This is a genomic window from Paenibacillus sp. JNU01 (assembly GCF_059130585.1).
Genome location: NZ_CP169723.1, coordinates 3,368,146 through 3,390,002, shown reverse-complemented (window position 1 = coordinate 3,390,002; position 21,857 = coordinate 3,368,146). Strand labels below are relative to the sequence as shown.

Sequence of the window (21,857 nt, the reverse complement as noted above, 5' to 3'; positions counted from 1 at the left end):
AATTAAAATTTTAATAAATGAAACAGGAGAATGGATTATTTTCAGAAATTTATGAAAACATGACAAAAAAGCAGGCGAGAACAATCAAGTTCTCGTCTGCTTTATTATCCGCCAATCTGGGACATGCGCCGTACAGTCGGCGTATGAGATTGCATTTTTTGTTCCAGGGCGAGGGCCATCTCATGATTCTTCGGTTTCGTACCCAGCGCTTTGAGGAAGAGTGCCGCCATGGCATCCGGATCATCCACGAAACGGCGAACATTATACTCATCCGACCAGTACAGACAGGCTTTGATATGTCCGTCAGCGGTCAACCGAAGTCGGTTGCAATTATCACAGAAGTGATCGCTCACGGGATGAATCAATCCGAATGTGCCTTCGGAGCCCACAATTTTCATATTGCGTGATGGGCCATTGCCCGCAGGGCCTGTTGTATTTTCTACCGTCCAGCCTGCTTCAGCGCATACATCTGTCACGGCTTCCAGCGGCAAATAAGATTTGCGCCATGAATCCGAAGCGTGTCCAATCGGCATATATTCAATAAAACGCACATGAAGAGGTTGATCCATCGTCATGGCAATGAAATCCTTGATCTCATCATCGTTGATACCCTTCATTAGCACGACATTCAGCTTAATCGGAGCAAGGCCAGCGGCTGTTGCAGCTTCAATGCCTTTCAGTACCTTGTTCACATCTCCGCCCCGGGTAATCATGGAGAAGCGATCAGCGCGCAGGGAATCCAGACTGATGTTAATCCGGTTCAATCCAGCGTCCTTCAATGCTTGAGCTTGCTTATCCAGTAGAAGAGCGTTGGTCGTTAGTGCAATATCGTCAATACCTTCAATCGCTGAGATCATGCCGACGAGCTTATGCAGATCCTTGCGCACCAGTGGTTCGCCCCCGGTGAGCCGAACTTTACGCATGCCCATCGGAGCGAGCACCTTCAGTACCTGTGCGATCTCTTCGTAGCTCATAATCTCATCATGTGGAGCAAACTCCATGCCCTCTGCAGGCATGCAATACACACAGCGTAAATTACAGCGGTCCGTAACAGAAATACGAATGTAGTCATGTATTCGGCCAAATGAATCCTGAAGCAATTCCATGCAGACCACCCTTTCATCGGTTCAGATTGGAAATCTTCTATTATAAATGATACGACAATTTCAAAAGGAACAGTTGCATCAAATTTTAGCTATTTCTCCAATCCGCGTCAACGATAACGTCAGATGACAGCATTTTTGGCGGGGTGGTTCAGGTGGAATTGTCCCACGAGTTGTTGCAGAAAGACTGTAATGGCTTCCACATTATGCGAAGAATACTGAACCTGTAACATATCACGAATCAGCTCCATCATCTCGGCTTCTACCTCAGCGGAAGTCGCCCGATTTTGATGGCTGATTGCAGCGATATTTTCCATCAGCATGACCACTTGATCTACGACTTGTGTGCGCTCAGGTTCTTCAGCGGTAGCATTTTTCAGAAGTTGCGAAGCGGCCTGAACCAGTGTCGTTCCTTCAGCAAGTACCTGATCACCCTCTGTGATTAATTGGGAAGCAGCTCCTGCTGCTGTTGAGATTCGGTCCAGAATCTGATGAATATTTTCAGTAGAAGAACGGGATAAATCAGCCAGCTTACGAATTTCCCCTGCCACGACCGAGAAGCCCTGGCCATGTTCGCCCACGCGTGCAGCTTCAATGGTAGCATTCAGAGCCAGCAGATTGGTCTGAGCTGAAATTTCGTCAATGACAGCCAGTGCGCGGTAAATCTCTTTCATCGTATCCATAAAGGACAGGATGGTACGATTGGTATCGGATACCGCTCCCGAGATTTGGGTCATTTTATCGCCGATTCGTTCCACTTCCTGCTGGGCCACGCCGATCTGTTCGGTTGCAGAAGTCTCCAGTTGTTGCAGCGTTATGCGCATGTGATCGGCAGCAATTCTGGCCTGATCCAGATCTTCCAGTTGGGTGCGAATGGCCTGAATCATCGAACCAAGCTTGTGGTTCACACGCTCAGTCGTGCCCTGGGTTGTCTCTGTTGAAGTTCGCATCTGAACCTGGTTGTCCATAACGTCTACGGTGGCAAGTTGTACCTTCAGCATAATGCCCTCCAGAGAGTCAATCATGTTGTTGATCCATTTCGCCAGTTCACCCGATTCGTCTTGGGCAAAAGAAGACGTGTCCAGGCGCTGGGTCAGATCCCCCCTGCCTTCCGCATTAATTCGAATAAAACGGCTGATGCGCCGCAAGTCTTCATGAACCCGCCGATATTGGCTACGATGCAGCTGCAATGCAGTGAAGAATCCGAATAACACGTTAAATGCTGCTATTGCTGCTGCGCTCCATCCACTTCCGGTGAAGGCATAGACAAGGGCGGCTCCTGCAACGCCTGACAAAAGCGTGAAGAGACTATGCTGCTTGAACTGGCGCCAGCCGATGTTTCGTATCCGATACACTTCCTCTAAATCACCTTCACACATCATGCCCCAGCGATCAGGACAGTGTGGCAGCTGGAAGGTGATGCCTTTGCCGATTACAGAAATATGCCGGTAATCCGAGTAGCCGGGAAAGGCTACGAACAGATTGGAACCATTCTGAATGGTGTTTGCTACTCCGGGGTGCAGTTCTCCGGTCGATGGATCGGTGAACATCAGTTCCAGCTCGGTATGCTCTTTAACGGAAACGATGCCCCATTCGGTGGTGACGCCATCTTTAAGGTTTTCCCCATGCGTAAAGGTACGGTCTTCGAAGCGGCTTCGGGATAAGGCAGTGCCGGGTTGCAGATGAGGCCGTAATATCGACTCGGCCATAAAGAGGTAATTGTCACCGGAATCAGGATAGATATGACCGGACTCTCGTTGAATCAGGTCACCCAGTACATCCCCGGGGACACGGCTGCATAACGAACCGACATAGCGACCTTCCTGCAGAATTGGGGAGATAAACAGCAAGGTGACATCATCGTGAAAAGCGGACGAGCGTGGACCAATATCCAGCGTCAGGGGATCAGAGTAAGGACCAAACAAGCATTTTTTTTCCTGCTGACCTGCTCTGGAGTACTTCAATCCTGGTCCTATCAAAGCTTCGTGATCCTCATAGATCTGTCCAATATGTTTCTTATATGTAGAGAATACCACCTGATTCTGTTCGTTCAGCATGAATAGCTCCGTACTATCAACAGCTCGAATATAACTGGCTTGAAACCATGCTTCTAGTTTGCTTCCTTGCGGTGTACCTTGTAATACATCCTGTAATTGAAGCGACTGTATCTGTTGAAGCAAACGGTCCAGGTGGTTCCACTGTTCATCTGCCCAGTCCATCATAATCTGCCGTCTCGTTTCGGCAATTCCCTCAAAAATCTGTTCCACATCTTCCTTCATATGTGCGTTCAACCGATACGATCGCCACAGCGGCAATCCTTTTCTCCATCCCAGCCAATCAAACATCATGACCACCCCGATTTCTGGATTTGAAAGCTTCGTTCTACTGATCTTTGGATAGACCTACATATGTGGTTTTCAAAGTGATATATGACAAAGGAAGCCAGCCTGCGTGGTGATTGATCCGGAATAGTGATACCGCCTTCATCATTCAGGAGTCTTGACACGTGGAGGTGGAGCCCTTGTACGTCTATTCAATCTTTATACAAGAAAATGGACAAGAATACGAGGGCATATGTCATATTTTCCGAATATTTATTCAATAAATACAAATGATTGTGCGTTTGTTGTTAAGTGAAATGTATGTTAGCTAAATACGAGGAAAACTCACATGGATATATCTGAGAATACATCTCATTTTACATTGTGTAACATGAACAGGCCCATACTCAAAACACACTGTATAATGTAATCCCCGCCCAAAGCGATATAGTATTATCTAACAAGCAAACCTGTTACGTTCGTGTATATAAACCTCCCATTCAGCCTTGTGTGCCATGAAAATAACTTCCACAAAGGAGAATGCCCATGTCCTCCGCACCCTCAGCTACAGTCCCTGGAGCCTGCCATATTGATGTAGATCATGTGTCCGTTGTCTTTGGCACAGGTACACAACAAGTCACTGCTTTGTCGGATGTTACATTCCAGATCGAGTCCAATGAGTTTGTCTCTCTGCTGGGCCCTTCCGGCTGTGGCAAGTCGACCTTGCTCCGGTTAGTGGGTGATCTGCTTCAGCCCACCTCAGGCACCGTTCGCATTGCCGGTCAGGAGCCAGAGCGGGCTCGACTACAGCGACAGTTCGGTATTGTCTTCCAGACACCCGCCTTGTTCGATTGGCGCACCGTTCGTCACAATGTGGAATTGCCACTGGAGCTGCTCGGTACCCGCCGGAAGGAGTGCCGCCGCATTAGCAGTGAGCTGCTTGAAATGGTAGGACTAACCCGCTTCGCCGACCATTATCCATGGCAGCTCAGTGGAGGCATGCAGCAACGAGTATCCATTGCGCGTGCCCTTGCGCTTGATCCACCATTGCTGCTCATGGATGAACCCTTCTCGGCACTGGACGAATTCACCAAAGAAAAGCTTCAATTGGAGCTGCTTGAGATCAAGCGCTCAACAGGCAAGACCTTCCTCTTTGTCACACACAGTATCCCCGAAGCGGTATTTCTGTCCGACCGGATCATCGTACTCTCGGCGCATCCGGGGCAAGTACATTCCATTCATTCCGTCGACCTGCCTTCTGAACGCCATAGTGAACTGAGAGAAACGGATGCTTTCTACCACATGATCACAACCATTCGCAATTGCTTCTACGAGGAGCGTGATGAATCTCATGTCCCTGCGGTTCTTTAAACCGGGATATCGATCCTGGGTCGTCATCTGGATTATGGCCGTATTGGTGCTGTGGGAGGGAATCGCCTGGATGCTCCAACTATTCCTGTCACCCCAGCAGGCGGCGTCTCGCCTTCCTTATCTGCATGATGTGCTTGCAGCCTTGTTTCGTTACTCGGGTACGCTGGCAGAGCAGGGGGCGGTCACGTTTGGCAATGCGGCCATTGGTTTTGCAGGGGGAACGCTGCTGGGCCTGGGTCTGGCTCTGCTCATGAGCGGAGCTGTATGGCTGGAGCGCACGTTATCGCCATATATAGTCTCCTCACAGATGGTTCCGGTGATTGGTCTCGCACCAATTGTGTACGGCATCATTCACAACGCGGAATGGGCCCGAATGGTTATGGCGGCGTACGTAACTTTCTTCCCGATCATCATCCATACGTTGAAAGGATTAAAAAGTGCAGCGCCAGAGCATCTGGAACTGATGCGTTCCTGTGGAGCTTCATTGACTGCACGATATATCAAATGTCTGTTGCCCTCAGCACTGCCGGGATTATTTTCAGGTATGAAAATAGCTGCTCCGCTGGCGGTGACCTCCTCTATCGTTGTGGAATTGATGGGTGCCCCTGACGGACTCGGTGTCCTGATGGTTAGTTCGTTATATTACGGCCATGCCCAAGTGGGCATGTTCTGGGCAACCATCATGCTTAGCATTGGCATTGGCCTGATCTCGTATCTGGTCATCAGTCTGGCCGAACGTTGGCTAACCCCCTGGCAGCCTGAATTCAGGGCCAAAGGAGGCGATGCCACATGAGTGAAGGTAGGGTAATGCAGCGGAAACGTGATGAAGGTGTGGCAATTGCTGCTGTAACGGGAACTGCTACGCCCCTCCCTGGTTCACAGATGACATCTGCTCCCGGATCGGAAATCCATGGACAACCGGGACAAGCCGAAAAGGCAAGATTGGGCATCGGCGTTCGCAGGCGATCGATTGCACTGAGCATGCTTCCTTGGGGTGCGGGTGTATTGTTTCTCTCCCTCTGGCAGCTCAGGTTGTTTCATTGGATATTCTCGCTGGAAAGTTACCAACTGCCTGTGCCTTCTGCGATTGCGGCATCGATACAGGAGAATGCCAATATGCTCTTTCGATATGCGATGTACAGCGGAACCGAAATGCTGGGGGGATTCCTGCTCGGTTCCCTGTTGGGCGCTCTGGCAGCGGCGGGTGCATCGTTCTTTCCCACAAGCGGCAGGGCGGCGGTTACGGTTCTGTCGGCACTGAACGCTGTTCCGATCGTGGCTCTTGCCCCGATTATGAACAATTGGTTCGGTGACGGGATCTGGTCGCGTATTGCAGTCATCACCGTCATTACGATGGCGGCTATGGCGGTCAGCCTGTTTAAGGGACTGACCTCCATTCAGCCGCAGTATAGTGATCTGCTGAGTGGCCTCGCCGCAAGCAGGATGCAGTTTTTTTGGAAGCTGAGACTGCCTCATGCCATACCTTCCCTCTTTGCGGGTCTGAAGATCAACATGTCGACCAGTATTATCGGGGCCATTGTGGGTGAGTTTTTCATCGCCTCCCAGGGGCTGGGGTACTTGCTCTCGGATCAGATTCGATTGGCGAACATGCCCTTGGCCTGGTCCTGCATTGTCATCGCCGCCGCGCTCGGTATTGTGTTGTATGAAGCGGTTGTCCTGGCAGAAAAGCGGCTCATTCCGTGGAATCGTGCACGCAAAGATCACTAACATACATCAGGGTATCAACCATAGATCGTAATACGTGATTGAGGTTGTTCAATAAGTCCACGGTACTGAAAACCAGACTTTTTTGAACACGGACTGATGATTGATAAATCGTATATACACAGGGGGTTGTTCTGTCCATGTACAAAACGTTGAAGCCGGGTTTGCTGGTATTGGTCCTGTTGGTTGTTACGATGCTGAGTGCATGTTCTACGCAGTCCGAGCCGGCCGCTGAGCCTGTTGCTGCAAGTTCAGGAGGGGCGGGCGAAGCAGATCAACCCTTAACCAAAGTGAAAATTCAACTGAAATGGGTGCCTCAGGCGCAGTTTGCCGGAATCTATGCAGCGAAGGAAAAAGGTTTTTTTGCAGATGAAGGCATTGATGCCGAGATTATTCCGGGTGGGCCGGATATCGTGATTGAGCAGCAGGTGGTCAATGGCGCCGCCGATGTAGGGATCACCGGAGTGGACAGTCTGCTGGTCAGCCGGGATAACGGTCTGCCACTCGTCTCACTCGCCCAGATCTCACAGAAGAGCAGTTATCGCTTGATCGCCAAGAAGTCGCTAGGTATTACCGATCCCGCTCAGATGAAAGGCAAGAAGGTCAGTACCTGGTTCGGCAGTCAGCAGTTTCAGGTGCTCGCATTCATGGAGAAGAATGGCCTGGACCCGAAGAAAGACATTGAACTGGTGAAGCAGGGCTTCACGATGGATCAGTTTTTTAATGACCAGGTAGATGTGGCGACAGCAACGATCTATAACGAATACCACGTGGTGTTGGAAAGTGGAACAAAAGAATCCGATCTGGATGTGTTTAACATTGAAGATGCCGGTGTTGGCATGCTGGAGGATACGCTGATTGCCAAGAAAGATTGGGTAGACAGCAATCGTGAGCTTGCGGTCAAAGTGACCCGTGCCATTCTGAAAGGCTGGAATTATGCCATCGACAATCAGAATGAGACAGTGGATATTGTGATGAGTAATGTGACGGAGGGCAGTACCACTCGTGAGCATCAGGTCACGATGCTGGAAGAGATTGCAAAGCTGATTCGGCCGGAAGGATTTACGGAGCAGCAAGTCGGCAGTTTTGTAGACGAATCATTTACCCGAACTGCGGATATTGCGCTGAATTATGGCCTGATCAAAAAAGCCGCCAACCTGGATGAAGCGCTGGAGAAAAGCATCTATGAAGAAGCGGTGAAATAAACGTGTGGAGGAGGATGACGAATGAGTTCTGTGAATCAGCAGCCTCAGCCGCTTGGCGGTACGAAGGAAGAATGGCTGGAGAAGGATCGTAAATACGTATGGCATCACATCTCACCTCATAACGATCATCCGATGATTGCGGTAAGTGGGGAGGGCAGCTGGATCACCGATCAGGATGGTACACGTTATCTGGATGCGATGTCTGGACTATGGTGTGTGAATGTAGGGCATGGCCGTGAGGAAATTGCGAGAAGTGCCTACGAACAGATGAAATCCCTCGCTTATGTACCGATGACGCAGAGTCACGAACCGGCGATTTTGCTGGCAGAGAAGCTGAATGACTGGTTGGAGGGGGAGTATCGAATCTTCTTCTCCAACTCGGGTTCAGATGCGAATGAGGTGGCTTTCAAAATAGCCCGTCAGTATCACCATCAGAATGGTGAGCCTACTCGGCACAAATTCATCTCCCGTCACCGTGCCTATCACGGTAACTCCATGGGGGCACTGGGCGCCACCGGGCAAGCCGCCCGCAAGATCAAATATGAACCGCTCGGCGTAGGTTTCTCTCATGTTCCACCACCGTATTGTTACCGCTGCCCGTTTGGGCGAAACAAGGATGGATGCGGACTCGAGTGTGCAACCATCTATGAAGAGGTGATTCGTTGGGAAGGTCCTGAGACGGTTGCCGCAGTGATTATGGAGCCGGTGATCACTGGAGGTGGCATGATTGTTCCTCCGCCGGATTATATGCGCACCGTGCAAGAGATCTGTCAGCGCTATGGCGTGCTACTCATTGTCGATGAGGTCATCTGTGGTTTTGGCCGCTCGGGGCAGAAGTTTGGTCATCAGAACTATGGTATACAGCCAGATATGGTGACGATGGCAAAAGGCATGACCAGTGCGTATTCACCGCTATCCGCAACGGCGGTGCGAGCCGATCTGTATGACACGTTCCGGGAACCCGGAACAGATGCGCATTTTCGTCATGTGAATACATTTGGTGGGAATCCGGTGTCCTGTCGGGTAGCGCTGGCGAATCTGGAAATTCTGGAACGAGAGAATCTGGTCAGCCGGGCGGAGGAACTGGGATACCTGCTTCGTGAGAAGCTGGAACCATTGCTGGAGCTGTCCATTGTGGGGGATATCCGTTCATTCGGATTCGCCTGTGGGGTGGAATTGATTGAAGCAGACGGGTCTCCTGCGGAAGCGGATAAAGTAATGAAGGTGCTCGCCAGTTGTAAGCGTGATGGCATTCTGATCGGCAAGAACGGAGATACCGTGCCAGGGTTTGCGAATATTTTGACGATCTCCCCGCCGTTTGTCACCACGGAGGAAGAACTGGATCTGATCGCTGGAAGTTTGTTCGTTGCGTTGCGAAGTCTGGATGCGAGTTAGTAACTGGATATGGATGAGAACACACATGTACGACAAGTACGACAGAAGTGTTGGCAAGCAAAATTAAGCAAAATAAAGTGTTTCAACACATGATGTGATAACAATGCACAAGGAGGTGAGGGACGATGCAGACCACAACAGGCAAACTCATCAATCAGCTTCGGTTGAATGAGCGAATTGAGCAGTTATCACAGATTGGGCGAATCGCAGAGACGGGCGTCTGTCGACTTGCCCTGACCCCAGAAGATATGGACGGCATCATACAGGCTCGCCTGTGGATGGAAAAGGCCGGTCTGACGACGCGACTTGACCCCTTCGGCAATCTGATTGGTCGTCTGGAAGGTGCGGATGAGGCATTGCCGATCCTCATGATTGGTTCCCATATCGACTCTCAGCCGTATGGCGGTCGATATGATGGAGCGATTGGTGTGCTCGGCGCACTCGAAGCAGTGCAATGCCTGATCGAAAATGGCATTCAGCCCCGTATGCCGATTGAGGTGATTGCTTTTTGCGATGAAGAGGGTTCCCGTTTTAACAAAGGCCTGTTCGGTTCACGTGGTATAACCGGTCAGTTGGAAGAAGGCGAACTGGAGCGGCAGGATAAAAACGGTGTGACTCGCCGGGAGGCGCTGGAAGCCTTCGGCTGTTCTCCTTCGGATTTTGAAGAAGCGATCTATCCGCCAGATTCCATAGGCAGTTATCTGGAGCTGCACATTGAGCAGGGGCCAGTGCTGGAATCGCTGAATGCTCCGATAGGTCTGGTGACCGGCATCTCGGGTCCGCTGTGGCTTACGGTTACGATGAAAGGTATGGCGGGTCATGCCGGCTCTGTTCCGATGGGCATGCGGCATGATGCTCTGGCAGGCAGCGCCAGAGTTATTTCCGCTTTTGACGATATGGTGAGAGAAGACCCGGAAGCTCCAACAGTAGGTACGGTAGGAAGTCTGAGGGTGTTTCCGGATTCGCGTAATATCATCCCGGAGGAAGTCAGCTTCACGGTTGATTTACGAGACATGGAGATGGAACGCAGGAACCGGCTGGAAGCCCGATTGATGAACATTTTGGATGACGTGAGTTCCCGATATGGTCTAACGTATTCGCTGACCGAGGATACGAACAGTGAGCCTAGGTATTGTGCAGAGTCAATCCAATCGGTGATTCGTTCATCTGCGGAAGAGGTCGGGGTTAATTTGCCAGAACTGATGAGTGGTCCGTTCCATGATGCGTTGGCCCTTTCACGTGTGTGTGATTATGGCATGATCTTTGTCCGCAGCAAGGACGGCATCAGTCATCATCCCAACGAATATTCCTCTCCGGAGGATATTGGACTCGGCACGGAAGTGCTGTATCGAACCATTCGAAGGATGTGTGGTGGAGTGAACCAACCAACCATTTTACCTGAGGAGGCGTTGTGACGATATGGGAAAAATCAGCATCGGATTAATCCAGGCATCACATGAGATTGAAGGTTCGGCTCCCGTTGAAGTTCACAAAGAGGCTGCAATCCAGAAGCACATTAGGTTGGTCCGTGAAGCGGCTGCAAGAGGGGCCAAGATCATTGGATTGCAGGAAGTATTTTATGGGCCGTACTTTTGTACAGAGCAAAATCCCAAATGGTATGCATCCGCTGAACCCGTGCCGGAAGGACCTACGACCAAGCTTTTTCAGGAGCTGGCGAAGGAGCTTGCGGTGGTGATTATTTTGCCGGTGTACGAGGTGGAGGGCATTGCATCGTATTACAATACGGCAGCCGTTATTGATGCAGATGGTACGTATCTGGGCAAATACCGCAAACATCATATCCCGCATGTGGAAGCAGGTGAGGGTACGAATGGGTTCTGGGAAAAGTATTACTTTAAACCAGGCAACCTCGGGTTTCCGGTATTTGATACAGCTTACGCCAGAGTTGGCGTGTACATCTGTTATGATCGTCATTTTCCGGAAGGGGCACGATTGCTCGGGCTGGCAGGGGCGGAGATTGTGTTCAATCCATCTGCTACGGTTGCAGGTACATCGGAATATCTGTGGAAACTGGAACAACCCGCTCACGCAGTAGCTAACGGTTATTATGTGGCAGCCATCAACCGGGTCGGCGTGGAAGCGCCGTGGAATATGGGTGAATTTTATGGGCAGTCGTACTTGGTCGATCCACGAGGCAGGATGGTTGCCATCGGCAGCAGGGATCAGGATGAGGTCGTCATTGGCGAGATGGATACGGAGATGATTCGTGAGGTACGTAATGTATGGCAGTTCTACCGTGATCGCAGGCCGGAAACGTACGAACATCTGGTTAGTCTGTAGGAAGCGGCAACACGTGATCGGTAAGTGATTCTGTCAGCGGGGTGGAACGTATAATGCACGCAAGTTTGTTTGAGTTTGAGATAGCGTAGATCATTCTCCAGGAGGTGCACGACATTGATGAACAGCTCAGGAACAACGTTATCCGATTATGGGTGGGAGAGTCGTTTTGCCGAGATGAAACCCGCCATGACAGGTAAGGAAGCGATGGAGGAATCGAACCGCTGTCTGTACTGTTACGATGCACCTTGTATCAAGGCTTGTCCAACCGACATTAATATCCCGTCTTTTATTAGCAAAATATCAACAGGGCACCTGAAAGGATCGGCCCGCACCATCATGGATGCGAATCCGGTTGGAGCCAGTTGCGCACGTGTCTGTCCCACAGAGGAACTGTGTGAAGGCGCATGTGTGCTACATGAATCGTCGAAGCCGATTCGCATTGGTGATTTGCAGCGTTACGCCACCGACTGGGCGCGGGCGAAGAATGAGCCGTTATTCCAGGCGGCACCTGCCAATGGGAGAACCGTCGCTGTTGTGGGAGCGGGGCCAGCTGGACTGTCGGCGGCAAGTGAACTGGGGCGCGCAGGGTATGAGGTGACGATCTATGAAGCCAAACCCAAAGGCGGTGGGCTAAACACGTACGGCATCGTATCCTTCCGTCTGCCCGAATCGGTTGCGTTATGGGAAGTGGAGCAGGTGGAAGCACTGGGTGTGCAGATCCGTTACGGGGTGTGCATTGGTGTAGATATTCCTGCTACGCAGTTGCTGGAGCAGCATGAAGCGGTCATTCTGGCTTGCGGCATGGGATCGGTGCCCATGCTGGGCATTGAAGGAGAGACACTGGAAGGTGTCTATGATGCGATTGAACTGGTGGAGTCTACGAAGCAGGGTGTTCCGCCGGCACTGAATGGTCTGAAGGTCGCCGTGATTGGCGCGGGCAATACGGCGGTAGATGCAGCGACCTGTTCGGTGCGTCTGGGTGCCGAGCGGGTGCAGATGTTATATCGGCGCGGGGAAAGCCAGATGACGGCGTATGCGTTTGAATATACGTTTGCCAAGCAGGAAGGTGTGGAGTTCCGCTGGTTTACAATGCCGCAGCGTATTATCGGAGACGAGAACGGTCGGGTTCAGGCTGTAGAATGTGTGAAAATGGAACTGATTACTCCGCCTGGAGGTGGGCGTGCATTGCCTGTGCCCGTGGAGGGATCGGAGTTCATGATTGAATGTGATACGGTCATTCGGGCGATTGGACAGCATCGTTTATTACCATTAATCGAAGCGTTTGGACTGCGTCATCACTGGGGCGTTGTCGAGATTGAGCCGCATACGTATCGTACCTCGAATCCTCAGATCTATGCGGCAGGAGATGTTATTTTTGGTCAGGGCCAGGGTGAGGCGATGGTTGTCTCGGCTGCCCAGCAGGGTAAGTTGGCCGCCGCCGCAGTCATGAAGGCATTGCCTGGGCAGGTGGAAGAGACGGCGTAAGTGGTGAGGAAGAAAAGGGAAATAAAGAGCACGGAAAGTGTCAATGAAAGGGTGAGAGGAAAGAGTACGGGTGGGAGGACGCTAGGGATGGCTAGAGAGATGAGGTGTAGATCTGAGCAAGATGTCTGGTATGCATCGAACCCTCGCATTCTCGCATCCCTGACGCGCTAACGAACCCTGCACACCTTATAGTGGCAATTATGGAGGCTTGAAAAATCTAACGAATCTCACACGTCTTATGTTGACAAAAAACCGTCGAAATAAAGCCGAAATGAGCTGTTACAGCAATATAAGCTTTCTACGATTCGTTAGATTTTGAAAGTGCCGCAAATGAGTCGAATAAGAGGTGTACGGTTCGTTAGATTACAAGTGCTATCCAGCAACACCGTTACTACGCAGAGATCCTGAGCACGACCAAATATCCAATACAACGGTATACATTGTACTAAACATTTACACGAAACGGAGAGGACAGAAAGGACCTGAAGAAACGAAGTGCTCGCCTTTATTCCCGGATTTTCCCTTTAGAAAAGGAATCAAAAAAATCTGGGAATAACAGCGATCGGTAGGTTGTTCTGTCATCGGATTGTTCAGTGTAACTAATAAGGTCAAACACCAAGGAGGGATCGTTATGGCTGACTTATCCATTAATCTGGCAGGTATTCGATCACCCAATCCATTCTGGTTGGCTTCTGCACCACCGACCAATACGGGGTATCAGGTTCAGCGTGCGTTCGAAGCGGGCTGGGGTGGCGCGGTGTGGAAGACACTGGGTGAGCCCATTATCAATACATCCTCGCGTTTTGCGGCGGTTCATTTCGGCGGACAGCGGGTGGCGGGGTTTAACAATATTGAATTGATATCCGATCGTCCGCTGGAAGTGAATCTGCGGGAGATTGCCGAGACCAAGAAACGCTTCCCAGATCGCGCGGTTGTCGCTTCGCTGATGGTGGAGCCTACGCGGGAGAAGTGGCATGAGATTGTGAAAAAGGTGGAAGCCGTCGGCGTCGACGGTCTGGAACTGAACTTTGGCTGCCCGCATGGCATGGCTGAACGTGGTATGGGAGCCGCCTCTGGTCAGCAACCTGACTTGGTCGAACTACAGACGATGTGGGTGAAGGAAGTGGCGACCACACCGGTGATTGTGAAGCTCACGCCGAATATCACGGATATTACGGCAACCGCCCGGGCAGCTGTCCGCGGCGGCGCAGATGCGATCTCCCTGATCAATACGATTAACTCCCTGGCAGGTGTGGATCTGGATTCGTGGAATACCGTACCACATGTGGGCGGCAAAGGAGCTCATGGTGGATACTGTGGCCCAGCCGTGAAGCCCATTGCACTGAACATGGTTGCCGAGTGCGCACGTAATCCGGAGGTGGGTGTGCCAATCTCGGGTATTGGTGGCATATCCGACTGGCGGGATACGGCAGAGTTTTTGCTCATGGGCGCTACAGGGGTGCAGGTATGTACCGCAGCGATGCATCATGGATTCCGCATAGTGGAGGACATGATTGATGGCCTGAACGATTATTTGGATGAGAAGGGTCTGAGCAGCGTAGCAGAGTTGGTAGGCCAGACGGTTCCGCGATATTCGGATTGGGGCAATCTCGATCTGAACTACAAAGTGGTCGCTCGTATTAACCGCGATGTCTGCATTAATTGCAACAAATGCCATATTGCATGTGAGGACACCTCGCACCAGTGTATTGACATGTTGACCGACCCGTCCGGTTCCTATCTGGAAGTGGTGGAGGAGGATTGTGTAGGCTGTAATCTGTGTTCGATCGTGTGCCCGGTGGATGGGGCGATTGAGATGATTGAACTTGTGCCAGAGCAGGAACCTGTAACCTGGAATGAACGTCAGTCTGCGATTGCCATGCTGCAATCGGTCAGAGATCAATCAACCAAGGAGGCGATATCATGAGTACCCGCAAATTGATTCGTAACGGTGTGTTGGTGACAGCGTCAGATACCTTTGAAGCAGATATTTTGATTGATAAGGGTAAAATCACACAGATTGGCATCGGACTGGTGCCTGACGAACGAACGGAAATGGTGGATGCAGCCGGCTGTTACGTTATTCCGGGCGGTATCGACCCGCATACACATCTGGATATGCCATTCGGTGGAACAGTAACGGCGGATGATTTTGCAACGGGAACAACAGCGGCAGCCTTTGGCGGTACAACGACGATTATTGATTTCTGCCTGACACAAAAAGGCCGTCCATTAATCGAATCCCTCCAGGAATGGCATGCCAAAGCCGAGGGTAAAGCCGCCATCGACTATGGTTTCCATCTGATGATTGGGGAGATGAATGATCAGGTGCTGGAGGAGTTGCCGCAGATCATTGAAGAAGAGGGTGTGTCATCCTTTAAGGTGTTCATGGCGTATAAAAACCAGTTTCAAGCCGATGACGGGATTCTCTTCCAGACGTTGCAAAAGGCAAAAGAGTATGGCGCACTCGTCATGGTGCATGCCGAGAACGGGGATGTTATCGACCTGCTGGTTCGACAAGCACTCGCCGAAGGGCGCACGGAACCAATTCATCATGCACTGACTCGTCCATCCATGCTGGAGGGAGAAGCGACAGGCCGAGCAGCACGACTGGCTGCACTTGCGGATTCACAGTTGTATGTGGTGCATGTGACCTGTGCGGAGGCTGTGGAGCAGATCGCGCGTATGCGTGAAATGGGTTACCGAATCTGGGGGGAGACCTGTCCTCAGTATTTGACGTTGGATCAGTCGATCATGGATCAGCCAGACTTCGAGGGTGCAAAGTATGTCTGGTCACCGCCGCTGCGGGAAGCAGCGCATCAGGAAGTACTATGGAACGCATTGAAAAGCGGTCAGTTGCAGACGATTGGCTCTGATCATTGCTCGTTTAATTTCAAAGGGCAGAAGGACCTGGGCAAGGATGATTTCAGCAAAATTCCGAACGGGGGGCCTGTCATTGAAGATCGACTCAGCATTCTGTATTCGGAAGGTGTAGTCAAAGGGCGGATTACGCTCAATCAATGGGTTGATCTATGTTCGACAAGAGCAAGTAAGTTATTTGGATTGTTTCCGCAGAAAGGGACTCTGGCTGTAGGGACAGATGCGGATATCGTTATTTTTGACCCCTCTGTAAACAGGGTGATCTCGGCAGATACGCATCATATGAATGTTGATTACAGTGCATTTGAAGGCATGCAGGTACAGGGGTGTCCGGTGACGGTGTTGTGCCGTGGGGAGTATGTCATTCGAGATCGGCAGTATGCCGGGACAGCGGGAGCAGGGCAATATGTGAAGCGCAACAAATATGATGCAGGTGTATCCATACCATTGAAACAGCCTGTGGCGGCAGTGAATGGAGGGATAAGCTGATGTCGGATCATGATGTGTTTGAGGCCGAGAGGATCGCCATCGAGCGAATGGTTGCGCAGGGGTATCGGATCTATGCGGTACGGGAACATCTGGAGGGTGCTCACGTGATATGGGGGCACCCGGATCTTCCCGAGGAGAAACAAGAGCAATACGTGGGTACAGCATCTGGACGAAAGTGGTTCAGTCATATCCTGATTCGCCAGCTTCAGGAGCAGCGGGGAGCTGGAATTGCTTAGAACAGATCAACCTAAGGGGCCATGAACATACTCATAAGCATAGATCGCGAGCTCAATCGCAACTCGTTTCTCGGGGAGGATATAATCTTCTCCCAGAAGCGCTTCGATTTTGTCCAAACGGTGATAGAGTGTCTGTCTGACAATATAAAGAGCGGTAGCCGTCTCTTGCTTGGAACAGCATAATACGAAATATTGCTTGAGTGTGCGCAGTAATTGGCCTCCTTTCTCCATATCGTAACGGATAAGAGGACCCAGATATTCTTCAATAAAATCTTCCAGATTACCGCTCTGCTTCATGTTGGCAATGATGCGATAACAATGAAGATTACTGTAAAAGGGCTGCTGCATCTCGCCGATATCCTTCTGAATCCGCAGTGTCTCTTTTGCGGATTCCAGGCTTTCCTTTAGACGGGAGAGATTCGCGCAGCTATGACCGATAGCGAACAGACCTGAGAAGAGACGATGGGTCTGTTCCTGCTCGTGCTGCTGCAATTGTTCAATGCAGCGCCAGAGACTGCTTTTGCGCTGAGATCCAGGTAGTGGGTCGAGAATGATAAGAATGATCTGGTGGTTCAGAACGGTGCTGTAGAGGGTGAAGTTCTCCCGGGCGAACACGGAACGGGCGACGATGTTGCGTTGGATTAATATCTTCTGGAGTCTGAGACTGTCTGTGTATGAGGGGTTACTGTCGAATAGGATGATGTTCGCTTTGCTCGTTGCAAGAAGGGGATTGACCGTGGAGACATATTCATGGATTTCCTTCGTGGAGTGATGTCCGTTAAGCCAGTCAATGACCCACATATCTTCTTTGTAGCGACGTTTCTCTTCCATGTATTTGGTTCGCATCCAGTCTTGGGCAATCGCTGCTGCACAACGTTCCAGTGCCTGGATGACGAATTCATCCGAGGGATTGACAGGTATATTTGAATCGTGCTCCGGCAGTTTTTGGTGCATCAGCACAAGGTCGGCAAAGGTGTAGTCCAACGCCTGAACAGGCAGATAGAATAGATGGCAAGCGTTCCTGGTTAGTGGGGCTTCCTTCGAAATATCTACTTGATTCGATCGTCCTCGCTGCAAAAACCAATCCTGCCGCCGAGTCTCCAGCTGCTCTGGCGAGCAATAGGGAACGCTACTTGCTTCCCCTTCAAGTGGGTATAACGCCACGGCACATCCGGTTGTTCGTGATAGCAATCGAAGTAAGGGTTGTACGCCATCTCCATTCAGAAGAAGTTGGTTAAACGAGGTGGTGAGATTATCGAGTTCGGCGATCATCCGCTGATGACTGCGAATCAGGGTGAAATGCAGGTCTTGTGTAATATCAATATAACGGACTTGTTCGTGGAACCAGATCAACGGGAAATCCGCTGCCACTGCAATTTCCTTCATGGCACCGAGCTGCGACTTGGTGTGATCCCCCAGTTCCATGCAGAGTCCGGCAGCCCCGCGTGCAATTAACTGACGCAGGAAAGACAGACCTTGCTGCTCACCTTCCTGCCAGCCAATGCCTGTCGTCAGCACCAATTCCCCGCCATTGAGCAAGTCCCCTACCTCAGGTACTTCCATAATATGAACCCAACGAACATACCGCTCCAGCGCACGATCACTGGCCAGAACCTCTGCCTTGCGAAACACGGGACGTTTTAACATGTCTCTGACTTGAATATGAAGCGTTGTCTCCCCCACACAACCACCGTCCTTCCCCAATACATGTGATCTATCTGGAGCTGGAATCCGTTAACTTGCATAATTAATCCATATTATAAGTCGATTTACAGGAGATGGGCTGAAATCTCACGTTCATTTGTTTTAAATGACAAATAGGTCTCTTCTTTTTGTAATTTTGATTAAAAAGATATGTTTCTATGTCATTCAATGTGACGCGTTCTCTACTCCAATGAGAGCGAGGTCTATGTTTCTGAAGGTCAATATCTCGTTTGAATTTACATAAAAAAGCCCCTTAGCATTACATCGGAATTCAATCATTCCAATATGCGCTAAGGGGCAAGAGGTTAGAACGTATAGTCTGTATCGAAGTTGTACTCGAACCGTTATATGAGAACAACTCTCTACTTATTAATCTTCAATTCTTTTCTTTTTGAATTTCATCAGGAACTCATACACAATCGGTACGATAACCAGCGTAAGCAGCGTGGAGCTGATCAGACCGCCGATTACGGTAATTCCGAGTCCTTTCGAGATGATCCCTGCACTTTCTTCGAGGCCCGTAACCAATGGCAACAGGGCACCAATCGTTGCGAGAGCGGTCATCAGAATTGGACGCAGACGAGTTGCACCGGCTTCCAGCAAAGCTTCACGGGTAGGCATACCCTCTTTTTCCTTGTGAATAACTCGGTCGATCAACACGATGGCGTTGGTGACCACGATCCCGATGAGCATCAATCCACCCATCATGGCGGAGACATCAAGCGTACCCCCAGCGATGAACAGACCTACCATAATACCAATCACCGTAAATGGCAGGGAGAACAGGATGGCGAATGGTGCCAAACCGCCGCCGAATGTTACAACAAGCACGAAGTATACAATGGCGATAGCTGCCAGCATGGCGAGACCAAGCTGAGTAAAGGTATCATTAATCTGTTCGGTTGTACCGCCGAACTTCACTTCAACGCCGTCAGGAAGATCCAACTTGTCGATCTCAGCCTGTAAGTTATTTGAAGCCTTCGTTACATCCGAAGCCAGGATGTTGGCTGTCACTTGTACAACAACCTTACCGTCAATTTGCATGATGGAGTTCGGGGATGTACCTTCTTCCACTTTGGCAACATCTTTGATCGGTACTTCGATGCCAAGCGGTGAAGTGACGGTTTCATCCTCAATCTCATTAATGCTGCTGAATGTTTTATCGTCGGTTTCTACATATACTTTATACGTTTTGTTATCAATATCAACTTCCGTGAGCACAGGACGTTCGCGTGCCGGGCTCAATGCCATAGCCAGTTGGCCTGCAGTCAAGCCCAGGGAACTTAATTTCTCCTGATCTGCCACGAGCGTATACTGCCCGTAGGTGTCAGCTAGTGTTGTGTCTGCTTTTTCAAAATTATCCGTATCCGCTTCAACCAGTTTCAGAATTTCGTCCGATACAGGTTTGAGTTGCTCTACATTATCGCCATAGATGGATAGGCTCAGACCACTGCCACCCAGACCGCCGGACATGTCGAGCTCACTCCAGGTTCCTACGGTAACTTCTTTTTTCAAACCTTCGACAAGCTGTTCCTTCACTTGAGTAAAGTTCTTCGTATCTTCGTTATATTCAATATAGAATAGCGCTGAGTTTCCGCCACCGCCACCCATACTGCTCAGTGGATTGCTTCCACCGATGGAATATTGCATTTTCTCCAGACCCGGTTGTTTCAGCAACCACTTCTCGGCAACAAGTGCTTCTTTTTCTACATCTTCACGCAAAGCTCCGGTTTGCGGGTTGTACGTAATTGTCACATATTTATCCTGTTGTTCCGGCAAGAAGCTTGCACCGATGAATGGGTACAGGAACAAACTGCCGACCAGCAGGATCACTGCAATACTGACCGTAATGAGTTTGTGTGACAGGGTCCAGTTCAGCAGGCGTTTGTAACCTTCCGCCATTTTGCCTGGTTTTTCTTCGTGATTCTGCTTGTTCTTCAGCCCTTTACGGAACAGGGAATGCGCAAGCATCGGCACGATGGTAATGGCAACGATCAGGGATGCCAGCAAGGCGAATACCATGGTCAATGCAAATGGCAGGAATAGCTCACCAACCATACCACTTACCAATGCCAGTGGCAGGAATACCGCAATCGTTACGATCGTGGAAGAAAGAATGGGAATGAACATCTCGCGCGTTGCTTCGCGGACCAGTTCACGGCCTTTCAGTCTCTCTCCTTTGAGTGTTAATCTGCGGTAGATGTTCTCGATAACAACGATGGAGTCATCGACAACCCGTCCGATGGCAACCGTCATGGCACCCAGTGTCATCATGTTCAAGGTAATATCCATGATATTGAGCGCAGTCAATGCCATGAGCAAGGAGAGCGGGATCGAGATAATGGAGATAATGGTTGAACGAATATTACGCAGGAACAGCAAGATGATCAGGATGGCAAACAAAGCACCGAAAACAGCTTTGCCCAGCATCGTGTTCACCGAGTCCTGGATCGGTTTACCTTGGTCGAGAAGTACAGTCAGGTCTGCGTTTTTGAACTGCTTCTGCAATTCTTCCGCTTTGTCTTTGACTGCATTCACGACATCAACCGTGTTGGCATCGTTGGATTTTACAACAGAAATACCGATGGATTCCTTGCCGTCTGTCCGGGAAATGGATTCCGCTTGACCGATGACTTCGATCTTGGCAATTTCACTTAGTTTTACAGTTGGAATGCCAGGCGCATTGGCAGCACCAGAAGGACTACCTACACTGGCGTTACCGCCAGCAGCTTGGCCTGCGGCAGGGTCTGTTCCTTGTGCAGAGCCAGGAGCTGTACCTTGGGCTGCATCACCAGCCGCGGAGCCTTCACCTGTTGGTGCTCCAGAGCCTTGTGGAGCTGCGTTTGAGCCGTTGCCTGCAGAAGCGCCGGCACCGCCGGGTACGACTGGAATGGCAAGGTTTTTCAGATCATCGATGTCGACGATGTTGCCATCTACGACAACGGCTTTCTGGGATTTATCCAGTTCGAACAGTCCCAGGGGCACACGAATGGATGAACCTTGAACGATGCCGTTTACCGTGTCTTCCGTTAGGCCCAGCTCGGCCATTTTGGCTTGATCGAACTTCAATTGAACTTCTTTTACATATTGACCTGACACCTGAACCTGAGCTACACCTTCAATGTCTTCGAGTGCAGGCTGAATATCCGATTCAACCAGTCGTGTCAATTGTTCCAGGTCACCACCGTCCTTGTCGGACAGGCTTAGAGATACAACTGGGAACGAGTTAATGCTGAACTTGGAAATGGTCGGCTTCTGTACGCTGTCAGGCAGTTGTACTTCATTCAGTGCCTCACGAACGGTTGCCGTTGCATTGGTCAGATCTGTTCCATAATCGAATTCGAGTGTGATGGATGCTGCATTCTCCATGGACGTGGAGGTAACCGTCTTAACGCCATCAACATTCCGCAGCTTTACTTCCAGCGGCTTCGTGACATCTTCAACAATTCCCTCCGGTGCAGCCCCCGGATCAATGGCAGTGACATTCAGAAACGGTACGTTGATGTTCGGAATGGTCTCTTGCTTCATCGTCAATCCGCTGTACAAACCTGCGAATGAGATGATGATTGTCAGAATCCAGATCGCAAACTTGTTGTTCAGTGAAAAATTAATAATACCTTTCATACGATGGTTTCTTCTCCT

15 protein-coding genes are annotated in these 21,857 nt (G+C 50.4%); 11 read left to right on the top strand and 4 right to left on the bottom strand.

Annotated features, from left to right (window positions below):
* Nucleotides 1-104: 104 nt before the first annotated feature.
* Both moaA and NLBNIHML_RS14755 read right to left on the bottom strand, forming a co-directional pair.
* Nucleotides 105-1,106, bottom strand: a complete 1,002-nt coding sequence (gene moaA / locus NLBNIHML_RS14760) for a GTP 3',8-cyclase MoaA (RefSeq protein ID WP_339238273.1) — start codon at nucleotides 1,104-1,106, stop codon at nucleotides 105-107.
* 119 nt (nucleotides 1,107-1,225) lie between these two features.
* Nucleotides 1,226-3,451: a methyl-accepting chemotaxis protein gene (locus NLBNIHML_RS14755; RefSeq protein WP_494354625.1), complete on the bottom strand. Its 2,226-nt coding sequence runs from the start codon at nucleotides 3,449-3,451 to the stop codon at nucleotides 1,226-1,228.
* Between the two features lie 519 nt (nucleotides 3,452-3,970).
* Between NLBNIHML_RS14755 and NLBNIHML_RS14750 the strand changes: the two genes are divergently transcribed.
* From NLBNIHML_RS14750 to NLBNIHML_RS14700, 11 genes are all read left to right on the top strand, one after another.
* Nucleotides 3,971-4,795: an ABC transporter ATP-binding protein gene (locus tag NLBNIHML_RS14750; protein WP_472475986.1), complete on the top strand. Its 825-nt coding sequence runs from the start codon at nucleotides 3,971-3,973 to the stop codon at nucleotides 4,793-4,795.
* Nucleotides 4,767-5,588, top strand: a complete 822-nt coding sequence (locus NLBNIHML_RS14745) for an ABC transporter permease (protein ID WP_339238268.1) — start codon at nucleotides 4,767-4,769, stop codon at nucleotides 5,586-5,588. Before NLBNIHML_RS14750 ends, NLBNIHML_RS14745 begins: the two co-directional genes overlap by 29 nt.
* Nucleotides 5,585-6,523 carry an ABC transporter permease gene (locus NLBNIHML_RS14740; protein WP_494354624.1) on the top strand — a complete coding sequence of 313 codons (939 nt, stop codon included), beginning with the start codon at nucleotides 5,585-5,587 and terminating at the stop codon, nucleotides 6,521-6,523. Before NLBNIHML_RS14745 ends, NLBNIHML_RS14740 begins: the two co-directional genes overlap by 4 nt.
* Before the next feature lie 137 nt (nucleotides 6,524-6,660).
* On the top strand, nucleotides 6,661-7,725 hold the full coding sequence (locus tag NLBNIHML_RS14735; protein ID WP_494354623.1) for an ABC transporter substrate-binding protein: 1,065 nt from the start codon (nucleotides 6,661-6,663) through the stop codon (nucleotides 7,723-7,725).
* A gap of 21 nt (nucleotides 7,726-7,746) precedes the next feature.
* A complete protein-coding gene (locus NLBNIHML_RS14730; RefSeq protein ID WP_494354622.1) occupies nucleotides 7,747-9,120 on the top strand; it encodes an aspartate aminotransferase family protein in 1,374 nt (457 codons plus the stop codon).
* Nucleotides 9,121-9,245: 125 nt separating this feature from the next.
* Nucleotides 9,246-10,535, top strand: coding sequence for a M20 family metallo-hydrolase (locus NLBNIHML_RS14725; protein ID WP_494354621.1), 1,290 nt, complete (start codon nucleotides 9,246-9,248; stop codon nucleotides 10,533-10,535).
* A gap of 4 nt (nucleotides 10,536-10,539) precedes the next feature.
* The gene (locus NLBNIHML_RS14720) at nucleotides 10,540-11,421 is read left to right on the top strand and encodes a nitrilase-related carbon-nitrogen hydrolase (protein WP_339238258.1); all 882 of its coding nucleotides are present in this window, start codon (nucleotides 10,540-10,542) and stop codon (nucleotides 11,419-11,421) included.
* 117 nt (nucleotides 11,422-11,538) lie between these two features.
* Nucleotides 11,539-12,906 (top strand): NAD(P)-dependent oxidoreductase, encoded by a 1,368-nt coding sequence (locus NLBNIHML_RS14715; RefSeq protein ID WP_494354711.1) that lies wholly within the window; start codon nucleotides 11,539-11,541, stop codon nucleotides 12,904-12,906.
* 631 nt (nucleotides 12,907-13,537) lie between these two features.
* The gene (gene preA / locus NLBNIHML_RS14710) at nucleotides 13,538-14,833 is read left to right on the top strand and encodes an NAD-dependent dihydropyrimidine dehydrogenase subunit PreA (protein ID WP_421894164.1); all 1,296 of its coding nucleotides are present in this window, start codon (nucleotides 13,538-13,540) and stop codon (nucleotides 14,831-14,833) included.
* Nucleotides 14,830-16,275, top strand: coding sequence for a dihydropyrimidinase (hydA, locus tag NLBNIHML_RS14705; RefSeq protein ID WP_494354620.1), 1,446 nt, complete (start codon nucleotides 14,830-14,832; stop codon nucleotides 16,273-16,275). Before preA ends, hydA begins: the two co-directional genes overlap by 4 nt.
* On the top strand, nucleotides 16,275-16,511 hold the full coding sequence (locus tag NLBNIHML_RS14700) for a hypothetical protein (RefSeq protein ID WP_421894170.1): 237 nt from the start codon (nucleotides 16,275-16,277) through the stop codon (nucleotides 16,509-16,511). The genes hydA and NLBNIHML_RS14700 overlap by 1 nt, the downstream gene beginning before the upstream one ends.
* Nucleotides 16,512-16,517: 6 nt before the next feature.
* On the opposite strand, the gene NLBNIHML_RS14695 is transcribed toward NLBNIHML_RS14700, so the two are convergent.
* On the bottom strand, nucleotides 16,518-18,194 hold the full coding sequence (locus tag NLBNIHML_RS14695) for a PucR family transcriptional regulator (RefSeq protein WP_494354619.1): 1,677 nt from the start codon (nucleotides 18,192-18,194) through the stop codon (nucleotides 16,518-16,520).
* A gap of 390 nt (nucleotides 18,195-18,584) precedes the next feature.
* On the bottom strand, nucleotides 18,585-21,839 hold the full coding sequence (locus tag NLBNIHML_RS14690) for an efflux RND transporter permease subunit (RefSeq protein ID WP_494354618.1): 3,255 nt from the start codon (nucleotides 21,837-21,839) through the stop codon (nucleotides 18,585-18,587).
* Nucleotides 21,840-21,857 lie beyond the last annotated feature (18 nt).

What these genes read in the sequence shown, in the direction of transcription:
- moaA (WP_339238273.1), bottom strand. Translation starts at nt 1,106, where the DNA reads ATGGAATTGCTTCAGGATTCATTTGGCCGAATACATGACTACATTCGT.
- NLBNIHML_RS14755 (WP_494354625.1), bottom strand. Translation starts at nt 3,451, where the DNA reads ATGATGTTTGATTGGCTGGGATGGAGAAAAGGATTGCCGCTGTGGCGA.
- NLBNIHML_RS14750 (WP_472475986.1), top strand. Translation starts at nt 3,971, where the DNA reads ATGTCCTCCGCACCCTCAGCTACAGTCCCTGGAGCCTGCCATATTGAT.
- NLBNIHML_RS14745 (WP_339238268.1), top strand. Translation starts at nt 4,767, where the DNA reads ATGAATCTCATGTCCCTGCGGTTCTTTAAACCGGGATATCGATCCTGG.
- NLBNIHML_RS14740 (WP_494354624.1), top strand. Translation starts at nt 5,585, where the DNA reads ATGAGTGAAGGTAGGGTAATGCAGCGGAAACGTGATGAAGGTGTGGCA.
- NLBNIHML_RS14735 (WP_494354623.1), top strand. Translation starts at nt 6,661, where the DNA reads ATGTACAAAACGTTGAAGCCGGGTTTGCTGGTATTGGTCCTGTTGGTT.
- NLBNIHML_RS14730 (WP_494354622.1), top strand. Translation starts at nt 7,747, where the DNA reads ATGAGTTCTGTGAATCAGCAGCCTCAGCCGCTTGGCGGTACGAAGGAA.
- NLBNIHML_RS14725 (WP_494354621.1), top strand. Translation starts at nt 9,246, where the DNA reads ATGCAGACCACAACAGGCAAACTCATCAATCAGCTTCGGTTGAATGAG.
- NLBNIHML_RS14720 (WP_339238258.1), top strand. Translation starts at nt 10,540, where the DNA reads ATGGGAAAAATCAGCATCGGATTAATCCAGGCATCACATGAGATTGAA.
- NLBNIHML_RS14715 (WP_494354711.1), top strand. Translation starts at nt 11,539, where the DNA reads ATGAACAGCTCAGGAACAACGTTATCCGATTATGGGTGGGAGAGTCGT.
- preA (WP_421894164.1), top strand. Translation starts at nt 13,538, where the DNA reads ATGGCTGACTTATCCATTAATCTGGCAGGTATTCGATCACCCAATCCA.
- hydA (WP_494354620.1), top strand. Translation starts at nt 14,830, where the DNA reads ATGAGTACCCGCAAATTGATTCGTAACGGTGTGTTGGTGACAGCGTCA.
- NLBNIHML_RS14700 (WP_421894170.1), top strand. Translation starts at nt 16,275, where the DNA reads ATGTCGGATCATGATGTGTTTGAGGCCGAGAGGATCGCCATCGAGCGA.
- NLBNIHML_RS14690 (WP_494354618.1), bottom strand. Translation starts at nt 21,839, where the DNA reads ATGAAAGGTATTATTAATTTTTCACTGAACAACAAGTTTGCGATCTGG.